Consider the following 22,583-nt stretch of genomic DNA (forward strand, 5'->3'; position numbering starts at 1 on the left):
AGAGCGAGGAGCGCAGCGAGGGTCCCGCGAGGAACGAGCGGGACGACGGCAGTCGCAGCCCGGCAGCCCGCCACCGCAGGCAGCCCGGACCGTCTGCCGGAACCCGGCGGGTCGAGCCGGCTGGGGCTTTCTGGACGCTGCTGTTCCAAGCAGCAGGCTCTGCAGCAGAAACAGAAAAATCGAACCCGTCGTACAGTGAACCTGCGGAAAATTTCACAGCAGGTTCGCGACGCTCCCTCAGATAACGCCCGTATAGCTCGCGACTTCGCGGGCGGCCGCCTCGCTCATCCCGCCGGAGATGATCGTGTAGCGGTCGCGGATCTCGTGGGCGGTCGTCAGCGCCTCGATCACCTCGTCGTCGCTGACGCCGAGGTCGGCCGCGGTCGTGGGCGCGTCGATGCTCGCCAGCGCGTCGCGGATGGCGGTCCACTGGCCCTGCTCGCCGCTGTGGAGGAACTCGGTGAGGATGGAGCCGACGCCGACCTGGTGGCCGTGGAGCGCCTTCCCCGGCGCGATGCGGTCGAGCTGGTGCGAGAACAGGTGCTCGGCGCCGGAGGCCGGCCGCGAGGACCCCGCGATGGACATCGCGACGCCGGAGGAGACGAGCGCCTTCGCGACGATCCACGACGACTCCTCCAGCCCGGGCCGGATCGAGTCCGCGTTCTGGACGAGCAGCTCCGCGGTCATCTCCGAGAGCGCGCCCGCGTACTCCGAGTACTCCACGTTGCGCAGCCGGCGGGCGAGTCGCCAGTCCTTCACCGCGGTGTAGTTGGAGATGATGTCCGCGCAGCCGGCGGTCGTCAGCTCCCACGGCGCGTCCGCGAGGAGTTCGGTGTCCGCGACGACCGCGAGCGGGGGGTCCGCGGCGACCGAGTGGCGCGTGTCGCCCTCCGGGATCGAGGAGCGCCCGGAGACGATGCCGTCGTGGGAGGCCGCGGTCGGGACCGAGACGAAGCCGACGCCGAGGTGGTCGGCGGCCATCTTCGCGGTGTCGATGGGCTTGCCGCCGCCGAGGGCGACGAGGTAGCCGGGGTCGACCGCCTCCGCGGTGTCGATCAGCTCCTCGACCGCGTCGAAGGAGGCCTCGTCGACGACCGCGGTCGCGGGGTCGTCGAACTGCGCCCGGACGCGGTCGCCCGCGAGCTCGTTCGGCGTCGGGCTGGTGACGACGAGCGGCCGCCCCGAGAGGTACAGGTCCTCGACGGCGCCCCCGAGGTCGTCGAGCACGCCGTGGCCCAACAGGACGCTCCGCGGGAGCTTGATCCACGTCGACTTGTCGAACATACGCGGGCCGACGCGGGGGAGTTTCAAAGGCGTTCCTCTTGATCCGGAACGGCGACGGGCGGCCGACGGCTCGCCGCGTCGTCGGGCAACGCGGAGCGTCCTCGACCGCTCGACGTGGTCCCACGGCCGCTCGACGTGGTCCGAACGCGAGCCGGCCCGTGGGCCACAACTTAATCGGATGGCCCCCGAAGCGGGAGTATGGAACTGCTCGTCCAGCTGGACCTGGTCGGCCCGGAGACCCTGCCGCTGTTGCTGCTCGCGGCCGGACTGCTGCTCTCGATGGCGGAGGCGATCGCACCGGGTGCGAACTTCATCGTCGTCGGGATCGCCCTGTTGGGCGCCGGTCTCGTCGGGCTCGCGCTCGGTCCGCTCGCGAGTCCCTTCCTGCTCGGCCTCCTGATACTGGTCTTCGGGGCGGCCGCCTTCTACGGCTACCACGAACTCGACCTCTACGGGGGAAAGGGCCAACAGCAGACGCGGGACAGCGACACGCTCAAGGGCGAGACCGGCCGCGTGACGGAGCGCGTCACGCCTACCGGCGGCGAGGTCAAGCTCGACGCCGGCGGGTTCAACCCCTACTACTCGGCGCGGTCGTTCGACGGCGAGATCGAGGAGGGGACCGAGGTGATGGTGGTCGACCCCGGCGGCGGAAACGTGGTGACCGTGGAGTCGCTGGGCGTCGTCGAGGACGACATCGACCGCGAGCTCGCGGCCGACCGGGAGCGGACGAGACGCGCCGCGGAGACCGAGCGGAACGCCGACGCGGAGCGAGAAACCGAGACCGGCCGAGACACCGAAACGGAAACCGGATCCGGCGGCGTCTGACCGGACTCGGTGGCGTCCGCCCGGCTAGCGAAGCAGGTATCGGAGCCCGTAGCCGATCAGGAAGCCGGCGCCGCCGAGCAGCACCGCCGCGGCCCCCGCCCCGACCGCGGACGCCGCCGCGGTGGCCAGCAGTCCCGATCGCACCTCCGCGAAGACGGCACCGCCGAGCCCCGCGGAGACGCCGAACAGCGGCCCGAACGCGAGCAGCCAGCAGACGAGGAGCCCCCCGTTCAGGTAGGCGTGAGCCGCCGTCGCCGCGACGACGACGAGCGCCCCCGCCTGCCACCAGAGCGGGCGAACGACCGCGTCGATCCCGTAGAACCGCTCGACGATCGCGAGGCCGGCGGCCGCCGCGACGAAGGCGGCCCCCGCGAGCGCGATCGCCCGCCTGGCCCGGACCGCGCTCCGACCGAACAGCGCGCGGTTGATCGGGTCGTCGCTCTCGGCGCGTGCCATGAACCGGTCCGGGTCGGGCTGTGCGCCGTCCGAGGGAAAAGGGTTGGGTGGTCGGGGGACCCGGACCCGGGCCGGACTCCCGTCGGGCCAACCCTTATGGTCGGATGTGCTAACGTGTGAACATGGAGTTCCTTACCCTCCAACTCGACGTGGGACTGGCAGGCGTCGGCCTGCTGTTCCTGCTTCTGGTCGTCGTCGCGGTCTGGCAGTCCGTCGAGATCGTGGACGCGTACGAGAAGAAGGCGCTCACGGTGTTCGGCGAGTACAGGAAGCTGTTGGAGCCGGGGATCAACGTCATTCCGCCCTTCGTCTCCCGCACCTACCCGTTCGACATGCGGACGCAGACGCTGGACGTGCCCCGACAGGAGGCGATCACCCGGGACAACTCCCCGGTGACCGCCGACGCGGTCGTCTACATCAAGGTGATGGACGCCAAGAAGGCGTTCCTCGAGGTCGACGACTACAAGAAGGCCGTCTCGAACCTCGCACAGACCACGCTCCGTGCCGTGCTGGGCGACATGGAACTGGACGACACGCTGAACAAGCGCCAGGAGATCAACGCGAAGATCCGCAAGGAGCTCGACGAGCCCACCGACGAGTGGGGGATCCGCGTCGAGAGCGTGGAGGTCCGCGAGGTCAACCCCTCGAAGGACGTCCAGCAGGCGATGGAGCAGCAGACCTCCGCGGAGCGTCGCCGCCGCGCGATGATCCTCGAAGCGCAGGGAGAACGCCGCTCCGCGGTCGAGCAGGCGGAGGGGGAAAAGCAGTCCAACATCATCCGCGCACAGGGTGAAAAGCAGAGCCAGATCCTCGAGGCGCAGGGTGACGCCATCTCCACCGTCCTGCGGGCGAAGTCCGCGGAGTCGATGGGCGAGCGCGCGGTGATCGAGCGCGGCATGGAGACGCTCGAAGCCATCGGTCAGGGCGAGTCCACCACCTTCGTCCTCCCGCAGGAGCTGACGAGCCTCGTCGGCCGGTACGGGAAGCACCTCACCGGCTCCGACGTGGCCACGGAATCGGAGGGGCTGGAGGGACTGGAGTTCGACGAGGAGACCCGCCAGATGCTCGGCCTCGACGACATCGACGAGATCCTCGGTCAGATCGACGAGGCGGCCGAGATGAACGTCGAGGAGCTCGAACAGGAGGCGGAGAAGGTCAAGGCAGGCGGCGAGTCGGGCATCAAGTCCGCCGACGAGGTCATCCAGGAGATGGACGAGGAGGTTCCCGAAGCGGACGCGGAAACGGAACCCGAGACGGAGTGACGACCCATCCCGTTCGGCGAGCCGGCCGTCGGCCCGTCCGGGTGTGGCGCCGTCCCGTGTGACAGACGCACACGGCGAACGAAGCCCTTTTAATCGGCGCTCGTCCACCTTCGGACGATGAGTGACGGCGTCGACGGGCGGAAGCGGGCCACACTGCGGCGCTTCGCCGCGCTCGGAGCCGCGCCGCTCGCCGCCGCCGGGAGCGCGGCAGCGGCCCCCGACGAGGACGCCAACGAAACGCGGGAGGCCATCCAGGGATACGTCGCGACCACGCCCGGCGCGCATTTCTCGAAGCTGCGCGACGACCTGCGGCTGGGGACCGGTGAGACCCAGCACCACCTCCGTAAGCTCGAGGAGACGGGGGCGGTCGAGTCGATGAAGGACGGCGACTACCGGCGGTTCTTCCCCGCCGGCCGGTTCGACGCCGTCGACAAGCGCGCGCTCGGATACCTCCGCCGGGAGACGCCGCGCGGCCTGGTCCTCGCGCTGCTCCGCGACCCCGACGCGACGGGCGCCGCCGTCGCCGACGAACTCGGCGTCTCACGGCCGACGATCAGCGCCGCGGCCGCGGACCTCGCGGACGCCGGACTGCTGACCCGCGAGGGGGGCTACGCGCTCCGGGAGCCGGAACGGCTCATCACGCTCGTGGTGCGCCACGCGGAGTCGTTCGGCCCCGACGCGGTCGCGTTCGCCGACGCTGCCGCCGACTACGTGCGGTACGACCCCTGACCGTCGACGACCGATCTCGGTCGCGCACGGCGCCTGCCGTCCGAGGACGGTCAGTCACCGATCCGGTCCCGGAGGTCGTACAGCGACGCCACGACGTGGGTTGGCTCCGCGTCGAGGTCGGCGGCGTCGTTGTGCGGGCGCTCGACGAACGCGGCGTCGAGGCCCGCGCGCTCCGCGGCGACCACGTCGGTCTCCCGGTCGCCGACGTACAACCCCGTGGTCGCGTCCATCGCCGTCAGCCCCCGCTCGACGAGGGCGGGGTCCGGCTTCCGTCGTCGGTAGTCGGCGACGGTCGGCTCCCGACCGACGACCGCCTCGAAGACGCCGGGGAAACAGAAGTCGGCGACGAAGGCGGCCGTCGCGTGCCGGTTGTTACTCACGAGGCCGAGCCGTCGATCCGCGGCGAGGTCGGGCAACGCCGCCACGTCGTCGTACCGCCGGCGAGCGCCCGACCGGACGCGCGCGTTCGTCCGTCGAGAGGCGTGCCGTTCGCGGGCCGCCCACCACCGGTCGCGGTCGACGTCGAGCGCGTCGCACGCCGTCGCCATCTCGTCGGAGTAGTGGACGGCCTCGAGGGCGTCGGCGTCGCCGGCGGGGACGCTCGGCGGGTCGACGCCGAGTTCGCGGAGCGCGTCGTGGGCCGCCATCCGGTAGACGCCCGGATCCGTGCCGGCGCCGACGAGCAACACGCCGTCCATGTCGAACAGGAGGGCGTCGTACATGCTCCACGGGAAGTGGGGGAGGGACAAAAGCGTCGCGTCGGTGGGGCGGTACGGCCTACGCCGAGACCATCCAGGTCGTCCCCGAGGAGTACCCCCACTTCTCGATCGTGAGGTCCGTCACGGCGTCGCGGACGGCGCTCATGTTCGCACCGACCTCCTTCGCCGAGAGGTCGAGGTCGTCCGCGATGAGCCGGGACTTGAAGTAGGTGCGGTCGCTGGCGTGCTCCCGGAGATACGCGAGGATCCGCGCCTGCTTGTCGGTCAGCGCCGCACCGGCCGTCGCCGTCGCGGTGGTGGTGCTCATACCGTCCCGAACGGCTCCGCCTCGGAAAGGGCGTTTGGTAGACGTGGTTAACACGCTCCCCGCTTGCGGTTTTGAGGCCGAAGGCGTGCGGATCGCGGAGCCAGGGCGCCGGTTCCGGTACGTCGGCCGAACCTCGCGGCTTCAGAAGGTACTTATCTCCGCCGCGGCCAGGATTGGCCAATGACCGGGTCGTCCGAGGACCGGACCGTAAGCGTCGTCCTTCCCGCGTACAACGAGGAGGCGACGATCGAGGGGACCGTCGAGACGGCGCTGACGACGCTCGGCGAGTTCCTCCCGGCCGGCTCCTTCGAAGTGATCGTCGCGGAGGACGGCTGTGACGACCGGACGCCCGAGATCGCCAAGCGGCTCGCGGCCGCGGACGACCGCGTCCACCACTACCACAGCGACGAACGGCTCGGCCGCGGCGGGGCGCTCGAACGCGCGTTTGCGACCGCCGACGGCGAGACGCTCGTCTACTTCGACACGGACATGGCGACGGACATGCGCCACCTCGAGGAGCTCGTCGAGTCGGTGCGCTCGGGGGAGTACGACGTGGCCACCGGCTCGCGCTGGATGCCCGGAAACGAGGCCGAGCGACCGGCGAAGCGCGGGGTCCCCTCGCGCGGGTTCAACCTGCTCGTTCGGACCGTCCTGCGGTCGGACGTCCGCGACCACCAGTGCGGCTTCAAGGCGCTGTCCCGGGAGGCGTTCGAGCGACTCCGCGACGACGTCGAGGACGACCACTGGTTCTGGGACACGGAGCTTCTGGTGCGCGCCCAGCGGGCGGGGCTCGCGGTCAAGGAGTTCCCGGTCGACTGGGAGCCGAAGGGCGACACGAAGGTCGACCTCGTCCGCGACGTGGTCGGCATGGGCTCGCAGGTCGTGCGCCTCTGGTGGCAGCTCTCGGTGGCGCCCCGGGTCGGTCGCCGGGAGACGGCTGCCGCCGGGTTCCTGCTGGTGTTGGCCGCGGCGGCGCTGATGACCCAGTACCTCGATCTGGGTGCCGTGCTGGCGGAGATGCGGCGCGCGGACACCGGGTTAGTGGCCGCCGCGACGGTGCTGTACGCGGCGTCGTGGCCGCTCCGTGGCTACCGCTACCGGGACATCCTCCGGGAGCTCGGCTTCCGGGAGCGGACGGGGTTCCTGACGGGCGCGATCTTCATCTCGCAGACGGGGAACCTCGTGTTCCCGGCGCGGATGGGCGACGCGGTGCGCGCGTACGTCGTGAAGGTGCGCCGCGGGATCCCGTACCCATCCGGATTCGCATCGCTGGCGGCCGAGCGCGTCTTCGACCTGCTAACGCTCGCGGGGCTGGCGGGCGTGGTGCTGGTCGGCTACGCCGCGTCCGGCCAGTTCGCCGAGGTAGTCGCGGCGATCGCGGGCGGCGACGACGCCGGCCGCGTCGCGGTGTACGTCGCCATGGCTGTCGGACTCGCCGCGGTCGGCGCGGTCGTCGGGATCGTGCTGTCCGCGCGGTCGGACGCGAACCGCGTGCGTGCGCTCGTCGAGGCGGTCAGCGACGATTCCTACGGCGAATACGTGGCGGCGGTGCTGGAGCGGTTCGTGGGCGACGTCCAGCGGGTCGGCGGCGACCCGGCGGCGTTCGCCCGCGTCGGCGCCTCGAGCGTGGTCATCTGGGTGATCGACGTGCTCGTGGCGGCGCTGGTGCTGGCGGCGTTCGGCGTCGGGCTGGCGCCGGTCACGCTGCTCGCGGTCTGTTTCTTCGCAGTGAGCGTCGGGAACCTCGCGAAGGTGCTCCCGCTGTCCCCGGGCGGGATCGGCCTCTACGAGGGGGCGTTCACGGTGCTGGTGATCGGGCTGACGCCGATCACGTTCCCGGTCGCGTTCGGCGCGGCGGTGCTGGACCACGCGCTCAAGAACGTCGTCACGGTGGTCGGCGGCGTCGCGTCGATGCTGGTGCTCAACGTCTCGCTGACGACGGCAGTCGAGGAGAGCTCGGACGCGAGCGAGGCGGAGCCGCTCCACGAGTAGGGCGGACAGGCGGCACGGACTCGCCGCTCGCCGGAACGTCCGTGCCGCGCACCCGCGTTCCGTCCCGGCGCCCGCCGTCGGGCACGGGGCGTCTGGCGCGGCATCGGTCAAAAGGGCGTGGGGATCAGTAGAGGTCCGTGACGAACGGCCCGAGCGCGCCCGCGACCGCGGTCTCCAGCGCGGTGGTTCTGTCGACGCGGTCGCCGGTGAACGCGCCCGCCGCGCCGCCCTTTCTGGCGACGCCCTCGGCGTCGAGCACGTCGTCCATCACCGGCCCGAGTTCGGCGCCGTCGGCGACTCGTCGCTCGATTTCGGCCGGGAGCCGCATGCTCGGCCCGGCGCCGCGGCCGACCGTCTCGCCGTCGTCGACCGCGGCCCACATGATCAGGAACAGGCCGTCGGCGCCGTCGAACGCGGCGACGCCGCCCTCCAACCCGACCCCGAGGTCGTAGTCGCCCTGGGCGAGCACGTTCCGCGCCCGGGTCTCGGCGCCGCGGATCGTCTCCGCGTGGCCGCGGGGCTGTTCGCTCACGCCCGAGGAGACGGGACGGGCCTCGACCGTCGCGTCGCTCGGGACGGCGGCCTCGCCCGCCGCGAGGGCGCGCTCGACCGCGTCGCGTTTCACCGGGTTGCCGCTGCCGACGCCGACGTGCATGGGGGCGGCTCCGAGCGGGGCTCACAAGTCGGTGTCGGCTCCGGTGAGGCTCACGACTCGGCGTCCGCTCGACGTTCACACGCCGGCGTCGACCGTCGCCGAATGGAGGAGTTCGGCCAGCCGCTCCACGCCGTCGATCAGCGCCGGACTCGGCTGATTGAGGAGGTCGTCGTCGACGACGTGGACCGGCGCGTCGATCGCCCACTCCCGGTTCCGGACGGCCTCGGGATCGGAGCGCTCCCCGCGGCCGCAGACGTGGAGGACGACGTGGTCGGGGTCGGCCGCCTCGACGGCGTCGCCGGCGACCTCCCGGGAGCGCTCGCCCGCGTCGACGAAGGGGTAGCGCCCGCCGGCGGCGCGGACGGCGTCCGGGACCCAGTTGCCGGCGGCCATCGGCGGGTCCGACCACTCCTCGCAGTAGACGACCGGCCGACCGCGCTCGGCCACCGCCGGCGCGACGGCGTCCGCGACGCGGTCGAGGCGGTCGGCGGCGTCCGCACGGAGGTCGCGGCCGGCTCCCGGCCTGTCGACGGCGACACCCAGATCGGCGAAGGAGTCGAGAACCACGTCCAGCGTCGCCGGCTCGGCGTGGTGGACGGCGTGGCCGCGGTCGCGGAACTCCTCGGCGAGGTCGGCCTGCAGGGGGTCGCTGGTCAGGATCAGGTCCGGGTCGAGCGCGGCCACGCGCTCGGGGTCCGGGTTCAGCCACCCGCCGATCCGGGTCGGCGAGGCGTCGCCGGTTCCGCGGCGCTCCGGAGCCGGCGGGACCTCGCAGTGCGTCGTGACGCCGACGAGCAGGTCCGCGGCGTCCATCGCCGCGAGCGTCGCGGTCGCGCTCGGCGCCAGCGAGACGACGCGTGGGTCCGTCATTGGCGGGGCGAGGGCGGCCGGCGACATGGGCGCTTCGGTCGGCGCGGGGTCGCGTCCGGGGCGGCAGGTCGGGGCCGCGCGCAGGGGCGGCGCCGGCGCGGAGAGCGGCCGAGACCGCGGGACGCGGACCGGACCGATTCCGGTCCCTTTATGCGTCGTCCTCGCATCCACTCCGTAAGACCTTCCTCGGCTTCTATCGGTTCGTCCGGGGGACCCATACACCCATGAGCGAACGATCACACGTGCGGGGCCGATCCGCCCGCCACGAAACGGAGACGGAAGACGAGACCGAAAGCGAGAGCGAGGCCGAGAGCCTCACCTGCCCCGAATGCGACGGCAACGTCATCACCGACGAGGAGCACGGCGAGACGGTGTGTGCCGACTGCGGGCTCGTCGTCGAGGCGGACTCGGTCGACCGCGGGCCGGAGTGGCGCGCGTTCGACTCCCGCGAGAAGGACGAGAAGTCGCGCGTCGGCGCCCCGACCACCAACACGATGCACGACAAGGGGCTCTCGACGAACATCGACTGGCGCGACCAGGACGCCTACGGCCGCTCGCTCGGCGCCCGCCAGCGCCAGAAGATGCAGCGGCTCCGCAAGTGGAACGAGCGGTTCCGCACCCGCGACTCGAAGGAGCGCAACCTCAAGCAGGCGCTCGGCGAGATCGACCGCATGGCCTCCGCGCAGGGGCTGCCGGACAACGTCCGCGAGACCGCCTCCGTCATCTACCGCCGCGCGCTGGAGGAGGACCTCCTCCCCGGCCGCTCCATCGAGGGGGTCTCGACCGCCTGCGTCTACGCGGCCGCCCGCATGGCCGGCGTCCCGCGAAGCCTCGACGAGATCGCGGACGTCTCCCGGGTCGAGAAGTCGGAGATCGCCCGCACCTACCGCTACGTGGTCCGCGAACTCAAGCTGGAGGTCAAACCCGCCGACCCCGAGCAGTACGTCCCGCGCTTCGCCTCCGACCTCGAACTCTCCGACGAGTCCGAGATGCGCGCCAAACAGCTCCTCCGCAACGCGAAGGACAAGGGCGTCCACTCCGGCAAGTCGCCGGTCGGTCTCGCCGCGGCCGCCGTCTACGCCGCCGCCCTGCTGACCAACGAGAAGACGACGCAGGCGGCGGTCTCGGAGGTCGCCGACATCTCCGAAGTCACCATCCGCAACCGCTACCACGAACTCCTCGAGGCCGAGGACGGCCTCGTCGCCTGATCCGCGACCGACCGGACTCGACCGGCACCCGCTCGTTCTCGCGGACTTCGTTCTGACACCGCCGCCGGTCGACCGCACTGCCACGGTACCGGCCGCCTCTTCCGACCGCTCGACGGTCCCGGCTCTCGACTACCAGATCGTGACCGTTGAGACCATTTTCGATCTCTAGATCCATTTATGATAATCTTGCATCCCGTTAATTTCTGTATCTAGAAACTTCTGTGCCGTTTTCTCGGATTTCGTTATCAATATTGATTTTTAGCTGCCAAGGCTTTTACACGGTGTTCGTCTGGCTTCGCTAGAGCCAGTGATTCGGGCGGGCGTCCGTCGGGATCGCCGCTCCCGTTCGGAACGGGACGGCGGCATGTCGCTGCGATCGCGGACGGCGGTCTCCAGGCGCGGATCGACGCGGCTCGACCAACTCATGAACACGAAAATTGCGGTCCTACTGATCGCGGTCATCGGTGTATCGAGCGTCGCGGGCACGGCAGCGTTCACGACGGGGCAGGTCGACAGGACGGCCACCGTGCAGGTGGCCGGCGACGACGCCGCCCTCACCGGGCTGGCGCCCGGAGCGTCAGACCTCGTCTACTACGACGGCAACAACGAGCTCCAGATCGACTTCAGTCAGGTGACTGCCGACGGCGTCAACGCGAACTCGACGTACACGGTCGGCGACACGGGCGCGGCCAACGAGACGTACGCGTTCAACGTCACGAACAACCACAACACGCAGTACCAGTACACGTTCGACTACGTGTTCGACAATACGAATAACGCGGGCAACGTCTCCTTCCTGCTCTACGACAACACGGGGACGCAGGTCGACACCGCCTCGCCCGGCTCCACCGGCTCGATCAGCCTGGCCGCCGGCGAGGTCGGCTACGTCGTGATCGAACTCGACGCCGCGAGCACGGATCTCTCCGGCACGCTGTCGGTCTCGATCAGCTAATCCGCACGGAGGAATAGCGAACCAATGACCCCACGAACCGTCGGGATACTGCTGCTCGCCGCGCTCGTGGGGCTCCTGCTCGCTCCGCCGGGCGCACCGGTCGGAGTGAGCTTCGTCGAATCGGACAGCATGGAACCGGAGATGAACGTCGGCGACGGGATCGTGCTGCTTCCCAGTGGCGACGTTGCTCCCGGCGACGTGGTGACGTTCCGCTCCGACCACCGTGACGAGTACGTCACGCATCGCGTGGTCGGAGAAACGGAGGCGGGCTACGTGACGCAGGGAGACAACAACGACGTGACCGACCAGCAGGCGGGACACCCGCCGGTATCGCGGGACGCGATCGTCGCCAGCGTGCTGACGCTCGGCGGTTCGCCGGTGACGATCCCGGGGATCGGAACGGCCGCGACGGGGATCGAGCGACACAAGCGCGGCCTGGTCGCCGCGACCGCGATCGCCCTGTTCGTGACGGGATACGGTCGCACGCGTCCGCGACGGACGCCGATCTCGGAGGGCAGCCTCGTGCGTCTCGCCCTCGCGGTCGGCGCCGTCGCCGCCGTCGTGCCGATGCTCGTCGGGGGCAGCGCCGTCGGCGTCACGCTCACCGACGCACCTGGCGAGGACGGGGTGCTGTTGGAGGACGGCCGCGCGACGGTGGAACTGGAGACGACCTCGCACCCCTGGCTCGTCTCCACCGTCACCGCGCGCGGCGCGACCGTCCGCGACAGCGCGTGGACGGACGGCAGCCACGAGATCACACTCGAGAGGCCCTCCGGCCTGTCGGGGACGACGGCCGCGACGCTGCACGTCTATCAGTACCCACCGATGCTCCCTCCGTCGGTGCTGGCCGCGCTGCAGTCGGTCCACCCCGCGGTGGCCGGGCTGGCGACGACCGCCGTGATGTACACGCCGGTCGTTGCGCTGTACCGGCTCTCGTCGCTCCCCGGGGCGCCCCTCCGGAGCCGATCGCGGCGGACGGGGAAGGGGGGCCGAAACACGTGAACCGCGGTCGACGCGGTCGTGGCGGATCCGGCCGGACCGCCACCGTCGCGGCGGTGCTGCTCGTCTGTCTGCTCATCGGGCCGGGACCGGTCGGGCTGCAGGCGTTTCAGACCGGGGCCCTCGATCGGGCGTCGTCGTTGGAGACCGTCGACGACGGAAGCGGCGGGGTCACGATCGAGCCCTATCACGGGATGCAGAGCGGCGAGACCTGCATGCTCGCGGACCTGTCCAACGGGCTCGGGTCGACGCTCTCCGTGACGGTGGCGCTCCGCGACGACGCGACGCAGTACGGCAACCTGACGCTCGGCAGCGGGAACGAAGGCAACGAGGTCACGTTCTCGCTGGCGGTCGGTGCGACCGAGCGCGTCGAGATAGACCTCGCGAGCGACGTTTCCGACGGGACCGCCGTCGGCTTCGACGTGAACGCGAGCGACGAGTCGGTCGCGGTTTCCGCAGCGGACCGGAGCGCGACGGTCAACGAGAGCCGCACGGGAACGGAGTGTTCGTCGACGTGACCGAACCGGGTGGGGTACCGTGACCGACTGGACGCGAGTCGGGGTCCTCCGATGGCGTCGGCTCGTCGGACGGCACGGCCGAGCGCTCGTCGTCGGTTTCCTCGTGATCGCGGCGGTCGGAATCGGGGTCGCCGCGGTCTCGCTCGCGTCCCCGCCGATGATCGACTCCTCGGAGGAGCGCTCCACGACGGTCCTCGACGTGGACGGCGAGACGAGCGCGGTCGTCACCGGGGAGACGACGCTGTACGAGGACGGGACGCGACTGCGGGACCGGTCGGTGTACCTCCGAAGCGCCACGCCGAACCTCACCGTGCGGACGACCGCGCGGCCGGACGGTGCCGACGAAGTGGACCAGCGGCTCGCGCTCGTCTACCGCGCCGAGCGGGACGGCGAGTCGATCTGGTCGGAGACGGTCCCGCTCGCCGCGAACGCCTCGACCGGCGACTCGCCCACGACCGTCCGGACGACCGTCGACATCGACCAGGTCGACGCACGACTCGCCGAGGTGATCGACGAAGTCGGCGGCGCGGCGACCGTCCACGCCTACCTGCGTCACGACCTCACGTACCGGGTCGACGGGGAGACGAACGAGCGGACGGAGGCCGTGGAGCTGCGCGTCTCACAGAGCTCCTATCGGCTGACCGGTGATCTCGGCGGTCCGGTTCGGACGACCGAGACGGTCCCGACCTCGCGACCGGACCCGGGTCGGACAACGGTCATGAGCGTCGCCGGCGAGACGGTCATCGTTCCGACGACCGCGAGTTGGTCGCTCGGAATCGGGCTGCTCGCACTCGTCGGCGCCGCACTTGCCGGACTCGAACGCCGCCGGGAGCCGGACCCACGGGCGATCAGCCGGGAACTGGAGCGGCTTCGGTTCGCGGAGTGGATCTCGACGGCGAACGTCGACGTCGCCGACGCCGACGCGCGCGTCCCCGTCGCCTCGCTGGCGGACCTCGTCGACATCGCTATCGACTCGAACCGGCGCGTCATCCACGACCCCACGACCGGCCACTACGTCGTGACGGTCGACGGCATCGCCTACACGTACGCGCGGGACGGCCGCGCGACCACGGCGCCGGCGGCGGTCGACCGCGAAGAGACCGTGGCGACCGACCGCGAAGAGACCGTTGCGGCCGCCGAGACACCGGAGCCGGATGACGAGGCCGCGACGGACCCCTCGACCGGAGCGGGGACCGATCGGATCGAACGGTTCCTGCAGGGCGGCATGGGTGACGGGGAGGACTCCGACGATGACGCGAGCGCCGAGGAGACCGGTGCACGGACAGACGAGACGCCTCGGTCCGGCGCCACGTCGGAGGGAGAGTCGGGTGCCGAGCCCGACGAGCGCTCCGAGGAGGGATCGGCCGAGGACGCGGACGCCTTCGTGTTCCCGGACCGCTAAGAGGACAGAAATATGCCCAGAGTTCGGCGCCGGCTGTCCGTTCAGCGATCCCAGCGGTGCTGGGGCGGTCGGAACGCGCGAGAAACGCGCGCGAGGTCGCCGGCGTCGCCGTGAGCGCGGTGGGGAGCGAACGGCGGCTCGAAAATCTCCGATTTCCGGCGCGCTACTGCACGCTGGCTGCTCGAAAATCTCCGATTTTCGGTGGAGGTGGCGGCGCGGCCGCCTGCTGTGCGGTTTCGCGGCCGCGCGGCCGCCGAGGTTGGGGAGGTGTGAGGCTGCGGTGCGGTCGCGGTGCTGGGCGGAGCGGTGCTGTGCGGGGCGGTGCTGTGCGAGGCGGTGCTGTGCGGTGGGTGGGGCTTTCTGGGTGGTACTGTCGCGATCAGCAGGATCTACAGCAGTCACAAAAGCGTCGTACTGAGAGCCGGCAGGGACTCTCTGAGTGTTGCTGCCCCCAGCAGCAGGCTCGGCCACAGAAACAGAAACAGAAAACCCGTCGTCCAGAGAGTCGGTAAGCTCTCGAACGGGAGAGTATCCCCACGATCCGACCGTCCCAGTCACTACTCCTTCTGAGACCTTCGAAAGCCTCCCTGGAGCACCGTGATCGACTTCGTGAACGGCGGCGCCGCGGCGGGAACGCTCAAGTCGGTCGCGGGCGCAGGGGGAGACATGTTCGAGGAGTTCGTGCTGGCGGCGAGCACCGCCGACCTGTCGGAGGAGCCGGCCGCGCGCGAGGACGCGGACGCGGTGGAGTTCCGGATGGACCTGGCGGACGACCCGCTCTCGGCGCTCGACGACTACGACGGCGAGCTCCCGGTGGTCGCCACGAACCGCGCGTCGTGGGAAGGCGGCGAGGCGGCGGGCCCCAACCGGCTCGACGACCTCGCGGCCGCGGCCGCCGTCGACGCCGTCCGGGCGGTCGACATCGAGTTGGCCGCGCTCGACGGCACCGCGCCCGAGGGGGAGCCCGAACACGCCCGCGCGCTCCGGGAGACGGCCCGCGAGGAGGGCGCGGACGTGATCGCGTCGGTCCACGACTTCGCGTCCACGCCGCCGGCGGACGCGCTCGCGGAGCTGCTTGCCGACGCCGCCGCGGCGGGCGACGTGGCGAAGCTGGCGACGACCGCGGAGGTGCGCGCGGACGCGCTGGCGATGTTGGAGGCGACCCACCGCGCGACCGAAGCGGGTCACGTCGTCGCGACGATGTGCATGGGCGAACCGGGCAGACACACCCGCGCGGTCGCGCCCGTGTACGGCTCGCGGATCGGCTACGCGCCGGTCGACGCCGCCGAGGCGACCGCCCCCGGCCAGTACCCGCTCGCGGAGCTTCGCGAACTCGTCGACGGGCTCGTCGGCGAGTGAGGTAGAGACCGCGGCGCGGGTCAGTCCCGGGCCGCCTGCTGCTCTTTGGCGATCTCCAGCGAGATGAAGAAGCCGAAGTACGCCGGGATCCCCGCGAGCATGAACAGGTAGTACGCCCAGCGGGGCGCGCTCGTGAACACGGTGCTCGTCAGTACCGTCACGAACGCGACCCACGCGACCGCGAACAGCAGGTCGTGGACCATGCCGGTCGGGTTGTCGCGGACGTGGCTCCGGATGCGGTCGCCGAGGCTCATCGGCGGGCCCTCCGCGGCCGTCGGTGCGGCAAAAAAGTCGTCGTCCGTCGGTGCGTCGGCGTGGGATCGCTCACGGGAGGGTGTCGTGGGCGACCCACCTGAAGCTTACTCCTCCTCGTAGTCGACCACGAGGACGGGGACGTGCGTCGACCGGAGCGTCCGCTCGGTGACGCTGCCCAACAGCGCGCGCTTGACGCCGGCGCGGCCGTGGCTCCCCATCACGATCATGTCGATGTCGTGGTTCTCGGCGTAGTCGCCGATGAGTTTGTGCGGGCGGCCGGCCGAGACGTGTTCGACCACGTCGATCCCGCGCTCGGCGGCGCGGTCGGCCACGGCGCCGGTCGCCTCGTCCGACCGCTGTTTCACCTCCTCCATTTCGTCGAACCGGCCCTGCTTGAGCCGGTCGACCTGCTCGGTGCCGAGGCCGAGGTTGATCGAGTCGATGTCGACCACGTACAGCGCGTGGACCTCGGCGTCGTACCGCTCCGCGAGGTCCAGCGCGTGATCGACCGCGGCCTCTGCCACCTCGCTACCGTCCGTGGGAATCAGGATTCGCTCGTACATCAGTCGTCACCTTCGGTTTCGCCGCCGTCGGTCGCGACCACGTCCTCCGCGGTCTGCTGCTGGCTCATCGGCTCGGGGCTGTGACACTGCCGAACGATCTTCTTCGTCTCCAGCGGCGGCTCGTCAGTCATCAGCGACACCCCGATGGTGACGGCGAAGACGATGGGCACGGCGATGAGCGCCGAGCCGATGGCAGGCATCCACGTCGCGAGCGCACCGTTCAGCGGCGCTTCGAGCGCGCTCGTGTACGTCGGGACGACCTCGTTGATCATCGGGATGAACCAGATGACCAGCCCGGTCGTCATGCCGGCGAGCGCGCCCTCACGGTTCGTGTTCTCCCACCACATGCCGAGGAAGAACATCGGGAAGAGCACCGCGCCCGCGAGCGAGAAGGCGTACGACACCAGCGCGGCGATGGGCGCCGCGGGGTCGAGCGCCGCCAGCGTCGTCAGGACGCCCAGCGCGACGATGCTGAGGCGGCCGACGAGCACCTGCTGGCGCTGCGTCGCGTCGGGGTTGACGATGTTGGTGTAGATGTCGTGAGAGATCGCCGAGGAGCCGGCGATGAACAGGCCCGCGGTCGTCGCGATTGCGGCGGCGATACCGCCCGCCGCGACCAGGCCGACGAACCACTCGGGCAGGTTCGAGAGCTGTGCGGCCAACACGACGATCACGTCGGCCGCCTCGGTCGTCATGCCGGGGTCACCGTACACCGCGCCGATGTTCCGCGCGTACAGGTCCGTCCCGAACGCCGCGAACGCCGGCGCGCTGAAGTAGAGGATGCAGATGAAGAAGAGGCCCCAGACGGTGGACCAGCGGGCCGTCCGCTCGTTTTCCACCGTGTAGAAGCGGACTAGCACGTGCGGGAGCCCGCAGGTGCCGACGACGAGCGAGAACGCCGTCGCGATCCAGAGGTAGTAGCTCGCGTTGACGAACGGTTCGGAGAACTCGGTGCTCAGGTCGGCTATCAGCGCGCCGTACTCGATCTGCGGGAGGATCGTCGAGTAGTCGTTCGTGAAGCCGACCGCGTACAGCCCGGCGACGAACGCGACGATGAGGATGACGTACTGGACGGCCATGTTCTTGGTCGCGCCCAGCATCCCCGAGAGGGTCAGGTAGCCCACGGTGATGGTCATCATGATGATCACCATCGCCTGGTAGCCGCTGAGCCCCCAGAAGCCGAGGTCTCCGAAGATGTACAGCCCGACGAGGCCCATCCCGCGCGCCTGGCCGATCGCGTAGACGAACCCGATGAGGAACGTCGTGACCGCGCCGATGGCGCGTGCGGTGTCGGAGTTGAAGCGGTCGCCGACGAAGTCCGGCGCCGTGTACTTCCCGAAGCGCCGCAGCTGCGCGGCGAGGAAGATGAGCAGGATGAAGTAGCCCGTCGTCCAGCCGACGACGAACGCGAGCCCGTACACGCCGGCCGTCGCGATCAGCGCGGCCATCCCGAGGTACGACGCGGCGGACATCCAGTTGGCGCCGATCGCCATGCCGTTCTCCAGGTTACCGATGGAGCGGCCGGCGACCCACATGTTCTCGGTGTCGGCCACGCGGAAGACGAAGCCGATCGCGAGGAAGATCAGGAGCATGCCGATGACGAGCAGCGCCGGGAGGAGCTTGAACGAGACGTTGAGCCCCTCCGGAAGCAGCTCGCTCTGGAGCAGCGTCGCGGCGAGCGTCATGCGTCACCGCCCGTGACGTCGTGGTCGATGCCGTACTTCTCGTCGAGCTCGTCGCGTCGCCTGGCGTACCAGGCCGACAGGATCAGCGCGCCGCCGGGCGCGCCGATGGCGATGAGGAAGTAGTGGAGCGGGAAGCCGATGATCGGCATCGCCGTCGACATGGCGCCGGGCGCCAGGTACGTGGCCGTCACCGGGCCGAAGACCACGACCGCCCAGATGGCGAACCCCGTCCAGACGATCCGGAGGTGCTCGCGCATGTACGGCGTACTCGGGTTGAGGAGGTTCACCTCCGACCCCAGATAGTCCGTCTCTCGATGCTTCTGTGCCGCACCCGAGGCGACGCCCCCGTCGGTTCGGGGCCCGTCCTCGGCCGTGTCGTGTGAGCTATTGTCTGTCATATCGCGTGTGAGTGTGGGTCGTTCGTCGCTCGGTACGGTTCGAAAAACGGTGTGGTCGGTCAGTCGCCGCCCGCTTTCTGCTGGATCTCCTCGACGATCTCCGGGTTCCGGAGCGTGCTGGTGTTCCCCAGCTCCTCGCCGTCCGCGATGTTCTCCAGCAGGCGACGCATGATCTTCCCCGACCGCGTCTTCGGCAGGTCGGGCGTGAACACGACCTGCTCGGGGCGGGCGATGGGGCCGATGGCGTCCTCGACGCCCGCGACGATCCGCTCGCGCAGCGCGTCGTCCTCCTCGTAGCCCTCCTCGGTGATGACGTAGGCGTACACCGCCTCGCCCTTGATGTCGTGGTGGCCGCCGACGACCGCGGCCTCGGCGACGCCCTCGACGCCGACGATGGCCGACTCGATCTCCATCGTCCCCAGCCGGTGGCCGGAGACGTTGATCACGTCGTCGACGCGGCCGAGGACGGTGATGTAGCCGTCCTCGTCGATCTTCGCCCCGTCCTCCGGGAAGTAGACCCAGTCGTCGGGGTCGTCGCTGTCGAGGTCGGAGTACTCGGCCCAGTACTCCTCGATGTAGCGCTCGTCGTTGTTGTACAGCGTCCGGAGCATGCCGGGCCACGGTTTGTCGACCGTGAGGTAGCCGGCGCGTCCCGCTTCGACTTCATCGCCCTGGGTGTCGACGATCCGTACGTCGACGCCCGGGAGCGGCGGTCCGGCCGATCCGGGCTTCATGTCGCCGACGCCCGGGAGCGTCGTGACCATCATCCCGCCGGTCTCCGTCTGCCACCACGTGTCCACGATGGGACACTCCTCATCGCCGATGTGCTTGTAGTACCACTTCCACGCGCGCGGGTTGATCGGCTCCCCGACGGTGCCGAGCAGCCGCAGGCTCGAGAGGTCGTGAGCGTCGGGGTACTCCGACCCCCACTTCATGAACGCGCGGATCGCGGTCGGCGCGGTGTACAGCTGGGTCGCCTCGTACTCCTCGACGATCTCCCACAGCCGGTCGCGGTCCGGGTGGTCGGGCGTCCCCTCGTACATCATCGTCGTCGTCCCGAGCGCGAGCGGCCCGTAGACGATGTAGGAGTGGCCCGTGATCCAGCCGATGTCGGCCGAGCAGAAGTACGTGTCCTCGGGCTTGATGTCGAGGACGGACTGGGAGGTCCAACTGGCCCACGCGAGGTAGCCGCCGGTGGTGTGTTTGACCCCCTTCGGCTTGCCCGTGGTCCCCGAGGTGTACATCAGGAACAGCATGTCCTCGGCGTCGCGGACGACCGGCTCGACCTCGGCGCCCGCGTGGGCGGCCACGAGGTCGCCGTAGTCGTGCTTGTCGCCGAGGTCGCGGCCGAAGTCGTCGCCGTTCGGGCCGAGGCGGTCGACCACGACCGTCGTGGTCTCGTGGTCGACGCCCGAGAGCCCCTCCTCGGCCTTCTCGAGGTGGTCGAGGGGGTCGCCGCGGCGGTAGTAGCCGTCGCAGGTGACGAGGTACTCGGAGTCGGCCGCGTTCATCCGGGTCGCGAGCGCGTCCGCGGAGAAGCCCGCGAAGACGACGCTGTGGGGCGCGCCGATCCGGGCGCAGGCCAACATCGCGACCGGCAGCTCCGGGATCATCGGCATGTACAGCGTCACCACGTCGTCCTCGCCGACGCCGATGTCGCGGAGCGCGGCCGCGAACTCGTTCACCTCGCGGTGGAGCTCCTCGTAGGTGTAGGTCCGGTCGTCCTCGTCGACCGGCTCGCCGACCCACTCGATGGCCGCCTCGTCGCCGCGCTCGTCGAGGTGCCGGTCGAGACAGTTGGCCGAGGCGTTCAGCTTCCCGTCGGTGAACCACTCGTAGAACGGCGGGTCGCTGTCGTCGAGGACCTGGTCGTACTCCTCGTACCAGTCGAGGAGGTCGGCTGCGCCCTCCCAACAGGCCGGCCAGTTCTCCTCGAACTCCTCGTAGATGCCCGGGTCCGAGACGTTCGCCTGCTCGACGAACGACTCGGGCGGTTCGAACACCTCCTGTTCTGCCAGTCGCGCTTCGAGTTCCGCGTCACCCTCTGTCATGGGACGGTCGTACACTACAGATCATGGGTAATAAGCCCCGTATCTAATTATCAAAAATACGCTCCGAGCGGCGCGTGAGAAACGCCGGCCGGAGACGGGGAGAACGCCGCCCTCGAGCGCCCTATCGCTCGAAGACCGCCTCGAGCAGCTCCCGCTGGGCCTTCCGGAGGTGATTGTGGAACGTGGGCGAGGAGACGCCCATCGCGTCGGCGACCTCCTCGGCGGTGCTGTCCCGCGGCCAGTCGAAGTAGCCGCTCTCGTAGGCGGCCTCCAGCGCCGTGCGCTGGCGGTCGGTGAACCGCTCCGCGACCGTCTCGCGGAGCTGTGCCCCCGTGGTCGGCGGCGCGTCCACCACCTGCCGGCCGACGAGCCGCGCGTCCGGGAACGACGCGCGGAGCCCGTCCGCGATGGGGCCGACCTCCGTGCCCGCAGGCACCTCCGCGACGACCCGGAGCCGGCCCTCCTCCGCGGTCGCCTCCGCGATGGTCGCCCCGCGGCGCGTGAGCGCGCGGACGGGCGACCCCCCCGAGACGACGACCGAGAGCCGACAGCCGTCCTCGCGCGTCTCGACGACCCGCGGCTCGGCGATCCCGCGGACGGCGTCGACCACCTCCGCGACCGCGGGCGGGCGGGCGCCCTCGACCGAGAGGTAACAGAGCAGTTCCGCGTCGGAGACGACGACCGTCGACTCCAGTTCGACGGTGCAGTCGAGCCGGTCGGTGAGCGCCGGGAGGAACGCGCGCGCGTCGCTCGTGCGGAACTCCAGCCGCAACACCGCGTCGGAGTGGAGCAGGTCGCGCCAGCGAAGCGCCGTCAGTCCGCGCCCCGCGACGCGGCCGAGAAGCTCCACCGCGCGCCGCTCCCGGTCGGTCGGCGGGTCGTCCGCCGCGACCACACAGCAGACGCCGTCGGTCGCCCCCGCGTACGCCAGCGGGACCGCGAGCGCCGGGCGCTCCGAGCCCTCCGCCTCGATGGTGCCCGCGACCGGTTCGCCGCGGTCGAGCGCCGCGCTCCAGGCGAGCCCGCTCCCGCCGCGTCCCCCGTCCCCGCCGCCGGACTCGCGGACCGCGTCGAGCGGGGCCGCCTCTCCCGCGGCGGCGGCGACGGAGAGCGTTCCCTGCCGACCTTCGCGCGTGGCCGTCCACGCCGCCTCCCACCGCCGGTCGGCCGCCAGCGCCGCCGGCACGCCGGACAGCAGGTCGGGACGGTCGTCCGCGTCGACCACCGCCGCGACGGCGGCCGCGAACCACTCGGGTCCCGCGTCGGACCCGCCCTCGTCGCGGACGGCTTCATCCCCGACCGATCCACCCTCGGCCGATCCACCCTCGGACGATCCATCCTTGGCCGATCCACCCTCGATCGCGTGCGCGCCGTCGGTCGGCCGGTCGCCCGCGAGCGCCGCGACCACGGCCGTCTCCGAGGGCTCCGTCAGATGCGGCTCGAGCGCGTCGAGCGTCTCCCATCCGCCGACCGCCCGGACGATCCGGGGGTCGACTTCCTCCTCGACGAGGAGGCGGCGGGCGAAGGTGCCGCGGAGCGTGCGCGGGGTCACCTCTCGGAACCGGTCTCGCCCCGTCCGCTCGGCGGCGCGGTCGCCCACCTCCGCGACGAGCATCTGGATCCGGCGCGGCGAGAGGTCTACCAGCGGTTCCTCGGCAGCGACCCCGCGCTCGGCGGCGTACCGCTCCGCCGCGGCCGCGAGCGAGTCGGGGACGACGACGCGCCTGTCGGGCCCGCCGTCGCCGTCCAGTACGGTCAGCACTCGGGCGTCGAACGCGTCGGTCGTCGCACCGCCGGCCGCGGTGTCCCCCGCGTTCGGCTCGACCGCCTCGTCTGCGGGCCCGGCCTCATCTGCGGGCCCGATGTCGGACGGACACACGCGCGGGACCTCCGAGGTCCGCAGTCCCGCCTCCCCCGCGAGACGGACCACCAGGTCGGACCGATCGGTGGCGGCCGCCTCGCGGAAGGTCGCGTACTCGTCGGGCGTCAAGGCGTCGGGCGCCATGCGTTTCGTAAGAGATCTAAAAGCCGAAGCAAAAAACTGTCGCCGACGGACCGCGCCGCCGTTCCGGCGGGACCCGGTCGGAGCGCGGC

General features: G+C 70.7%; 22 protein-coding genes. 10 read left to right on the forward strand and 12 right to left on the reverse strand.

Features of this window, described 5'->3' with window-relative positions; genetic code table 11:
• Window positions 1-237: 237 nt before the first annotated feature.
• Window positions 238-1,284, reverse strand: a complete 1,047-nt coding sequence (locus ACQE3L_RS13605; RefSeq protein WP_426964414.1) for an NAD(P)-dependent glycerol-1-phosphate dehydrogenase — start codon at window positions 1,282-1,284, stop codon at window positions 238-240.
• 198 nt (window positions 1,285-1,482) lie between these two features.
• Between ACQE3L_RS13605 and ACQE3L_RS13610 the strand changes: the two genes are divergently transcribed.
• A complete protein-coding gene (locus ACQE3L_RS13610; protein ID WP_426964415.1) occupies window positions 1,483-2,109 on the forward strand; it encodes an NfeD family protein in 627 nt (208 codons plus the stop codon).
• A 24-nt stretch (window positions 2,110-2,133) separates the two neighbouring features.
• On the opposite strand, the gene ACQE3L_RS13615 is transcribed toward ACQE3L_RS13610, so the two are convergent.
• Window positions 2,134-2,565: a hypothetical protein gene (locus ACQE3L_RS13615; protein WP_426964416.1), complete on the reverse strand. Its 432-nt coding sequence runs from the start codon at window positions 2,563-2,565 to the stop codon at window positions 2,134-2,136.
• Window positions 2,566-2,687: 122 nt separating this feature from the next.
• Here ACQE3L_RS13615 and ACQE3L_RS13620 point away from each other — a divergent pair, with 122 nt between their 5' ends.
• Complete coding sequence (locus ACQE3L_RS13620; protein ID WP_426964417.1) at window positions 2,688-3,827, forward strand: SPFH domain-containing protein; 1,140 nt, start codon at window positions 2,688-2,690, stop codon at window positions 3,825-3,827.
• Window positions 3,828-3,944: 117 nt separating this feature from the next.
• Window positions 3,945-4,556: a winged helix-turn-helix transcriptional regulator gene (locus ACQE3L_RS13625; protein WP_426964418.1), complete on the forward strand. Its 612-nt coding sequence runs from the start codon at window positions 3,945-3,947 to the stop codon at window positions 4,554-4,556.
• 50 nt (window positions 4,557-4,606) lie between these two features.
• Here the strand turns inward: ACQE3L_RS13625 and ACQE3L_RS13630 are convergent, their stop codons facing one another.
• The gene (locus ACQE3L_RS13630) at window positions 4,607-5,278 is read right to left on the reverse strand and encodes an HAD family hydrolase (protein ID WP_426964419.1); all 672 of its coding nucleotides are present in this window, start codon (window positions 5,276-5,278) and stop codon (window positions 4,607-4,609) included.
• Between the two features lie 55 nt (window positions 5,279-5,333).
• Complete coding sequence (locus ACQE3L_RS13635) at window positions 5,334-5,582, reverse strand: DUF7123 family protein (protein ID WP_426964420.1); 249 nt, start codon at window positions 5,580-5,582, stop codon at window positions 5,334-5,336.
• A gap of 180 nt (window positions 5,583-5,762) precedes the next feature.
• On the opposite strand from ACQE3L_RS13635, the gene ACQE3L_RS13640 reads away from it, so the two are divergent.
• On the forward strand, window positions 5,763-7,574 hold the full coding sequence (locus ACQE3L_RS13640) for a flippase-like domain-containing protein (RefSeq protein WP_426964421.1): 1,812 nt from the start codon (window positions 5,763-5,765) through the stop codon (window positions 7,572-7,574).
• Between the two features lie 124 nt (window positions 7,575-7,698).
• On the opposite strand, the gene ACQE3L_RS13645 is transcribed toward ACQE3L_RS13640, so the two are convergent.
• Complete coding sequence (locus ACQE3L_RS13645) at window positions 7,699-8,229, reverse strand: DUF84 family protein (protein ID WP_426964422.1); 531 nt, start codon at window positions 8,227-8,229, stop codon at window positions 7,699-7,701.
• A gap of 75 nt (window positions 8,230-8,304) precedes the next feature.
• Complete coding sequence (locus ACQE3L_RS13650) at window positions 8,305-9,099, reverse strand: helical backbone metal receptor (protein ID WP_426964423.1); 795 nt, start codon at window positions 9,097-9,099, stop codon at window positions 8,305-8,307.
• 224 nt (window positions 9,100-9,323) lie between these two features.
• Here ACQE3L_RS13650 and ACQE3L_RS13655 point away from each other — a divergent pair, with 224 nt between their 5' ends.
• From ACQE3L_RS13655 to ACQE3L_RS13680, 6 genes are all read left to right on the forward strand, one after another.
• Window positions 9,324-10,307 (forward strand): transcription initiation factor IIB, encoded by a 984-nt coding sequence (locus ACQE3L_RS13655; RefSeq protein ID WP_058365617.1) that lies wholly within the window; start codon window positions 9,324-9,326, stop codon window positions 10,305-10,307.
• Window positions 10,308-10,731: 424 nt separating this feature from the next.
• Window positions 10,732-11,259 (forward strand): hypothetical protein, encoded by a 528-nt coding sequence (locus ACQE3L_RS13660; protein WP_426964424.1) that lies wholly within the window; start codon window positions 10,732-10,734, stop codon window positions 11,257-11,259.
• 24 nt (window positions 11,260-11,283) lie between these two features.
• Complete coding sequence (locus tag ACQE3L_RS13665; protein ID WP_426964425.1) at window positions 11,284-12,261, forward strand: signal peptidase I; 978 nt, start codon at window positions 11,284-11,286, stop codon at window positions 12,259-12,261.
• The gene (locus tag ACQE3L_RS13670) at window positions 12,258-12,776 is read left to right on the forward strand and encodes a hypothetical protein (protein ID WP_426964426.1); all 519 of its coding nucleotides are present in this window, start codon (window positions 12,258-12,260) and stop codon (window positions 12,774-12,776) included. The genes ACQE3L_RS13665 and ACQE3L_RS13670 overlap by 4 nt, the downstream gene beginning before the upstream one ends.
• A 19-nt stretch (window positions 12,777-12,795) precedes the next feature.
• Window positions 12,796-14,178, forward strand: coding sequence for a DUF5305 family protein (locus tag ACQE3L_RS13675; protein ID WP_426964427.1), 1,383 nt, complete (start codon window positions 12,796-12,798; stop codon window positions 14,176-14,178).
• A gap of 666 nt (window positions 14,179-14,844) precedes the next feature.
• Window positions 14,845-15,537, forward strand: a complete 693-nt coding sequence (locus tag ACQE3L_RS13680) for a type I 3-dehydroquinate dehydratase (RefSeq protein ID WP_426964428.1) — start codon at window positions 14,845-14,847, stop codon at window positions 15,535-15,537.
• 20 nt (window positions 15,538-15,557) lie between these two features.
• Here ACQE3L_RS13680 and ACQE3L_RS13685 read toward each other — a convergent pair whose 3' ends face one another.
• The 6 genes from ACQE3L_RS13685 to ACQE3L_RS13710 all read right to left on the reverse strand — a co-directional run bounded on the left by ACQE3L_RS13685 (window position 15,558) and on the right by ACQE3L_RS13710 (window position 22,494).
• Entirely contained in the window at window positions 15,558-15,791 is a 234-nt protein-coding gene (locus tag ACQE3L_RS13685; protein ID WP_426964429.1) for a DUF8119 family protein, read from the reverse strand.
• 105 nt (window positions 15,792-15,896) lie between these two features.
• Window positions 15,897-16,355, reverse strand: coding sequence for a universal stress protein (locus ACQE3L_RS13690; RefSeq protein ID WP_426964430.1), 459 nt, complete (start codon window positions 16,353-16,355; stop codon window positions 15,897-15,899).
• Complete coding sequence (locus ACQE3L_RS13695) at window positions 16,355-18,040, reverse strand: sodium:solute symporter family transporter (protein ID WP_426964431.1); 1,686 nt, start codon at window positions 18,038-18,040, stop codon at window positions 16,355-16,357. The genes ACQE3L_RS13690 and ACQE3L_RS13695 overlap by 1 nt, the downstream gene beginning before the upstream one ends.
• Window positions 18,037-18,438 (reverse strand): DUF4212 domain-containing protein, encoded by a 402-nt coding sequence (locus tag ACQE3L_RS13700; protein ID WP_426964432.1) that lies wholly within the window; start codon window positions 18,436-18,438, stop codon window positions 18,037-18,039. Before ACQE3L_RS13700 ends, ACQE3L_RS13695 begins: the two co-directional genes overlap by 4 nt.
• Before the next feature lie 59 nt (window positions 18,439-18,497).
• Window positions 18,498-20,489, reverse strand: coding sequence for an acetate--CoA ligase (gene acs, locus ACQE3L_RS13705; RefSeq protein ID WP_426964433.1), 1,992 nt, complete (start codon window positions 20,487-20,489; stop codon window positions 18,498-18,500).
• Window positions 20,490-20,610: 121 nt separating this feature from the next.
• A complete protein-coding gene (locus tag ACQE3L_RS13710) occupies window positions 20,611-22,494 on the reverse strand; it encodes a bacterio-opsin activator domain-containing protein (RefSeq protein ID WP_426964434.1) in 1,884 nt (627 codons plus the stop codon).
• Window positions 22,495-22,583: the final 89 nt, after the last annotated feature.

The sequence above is a fragment of the Haloparvum alkalitolerans genome, from assembly GCF_050122995.1.
Taxonomy (GTDB): domain Archaea; phylum Halobacteriota; class Halobacteria; order Halobacteriales; family Haloferacaceae; genus Haloparvum; species Haloparvum alkalitolerans.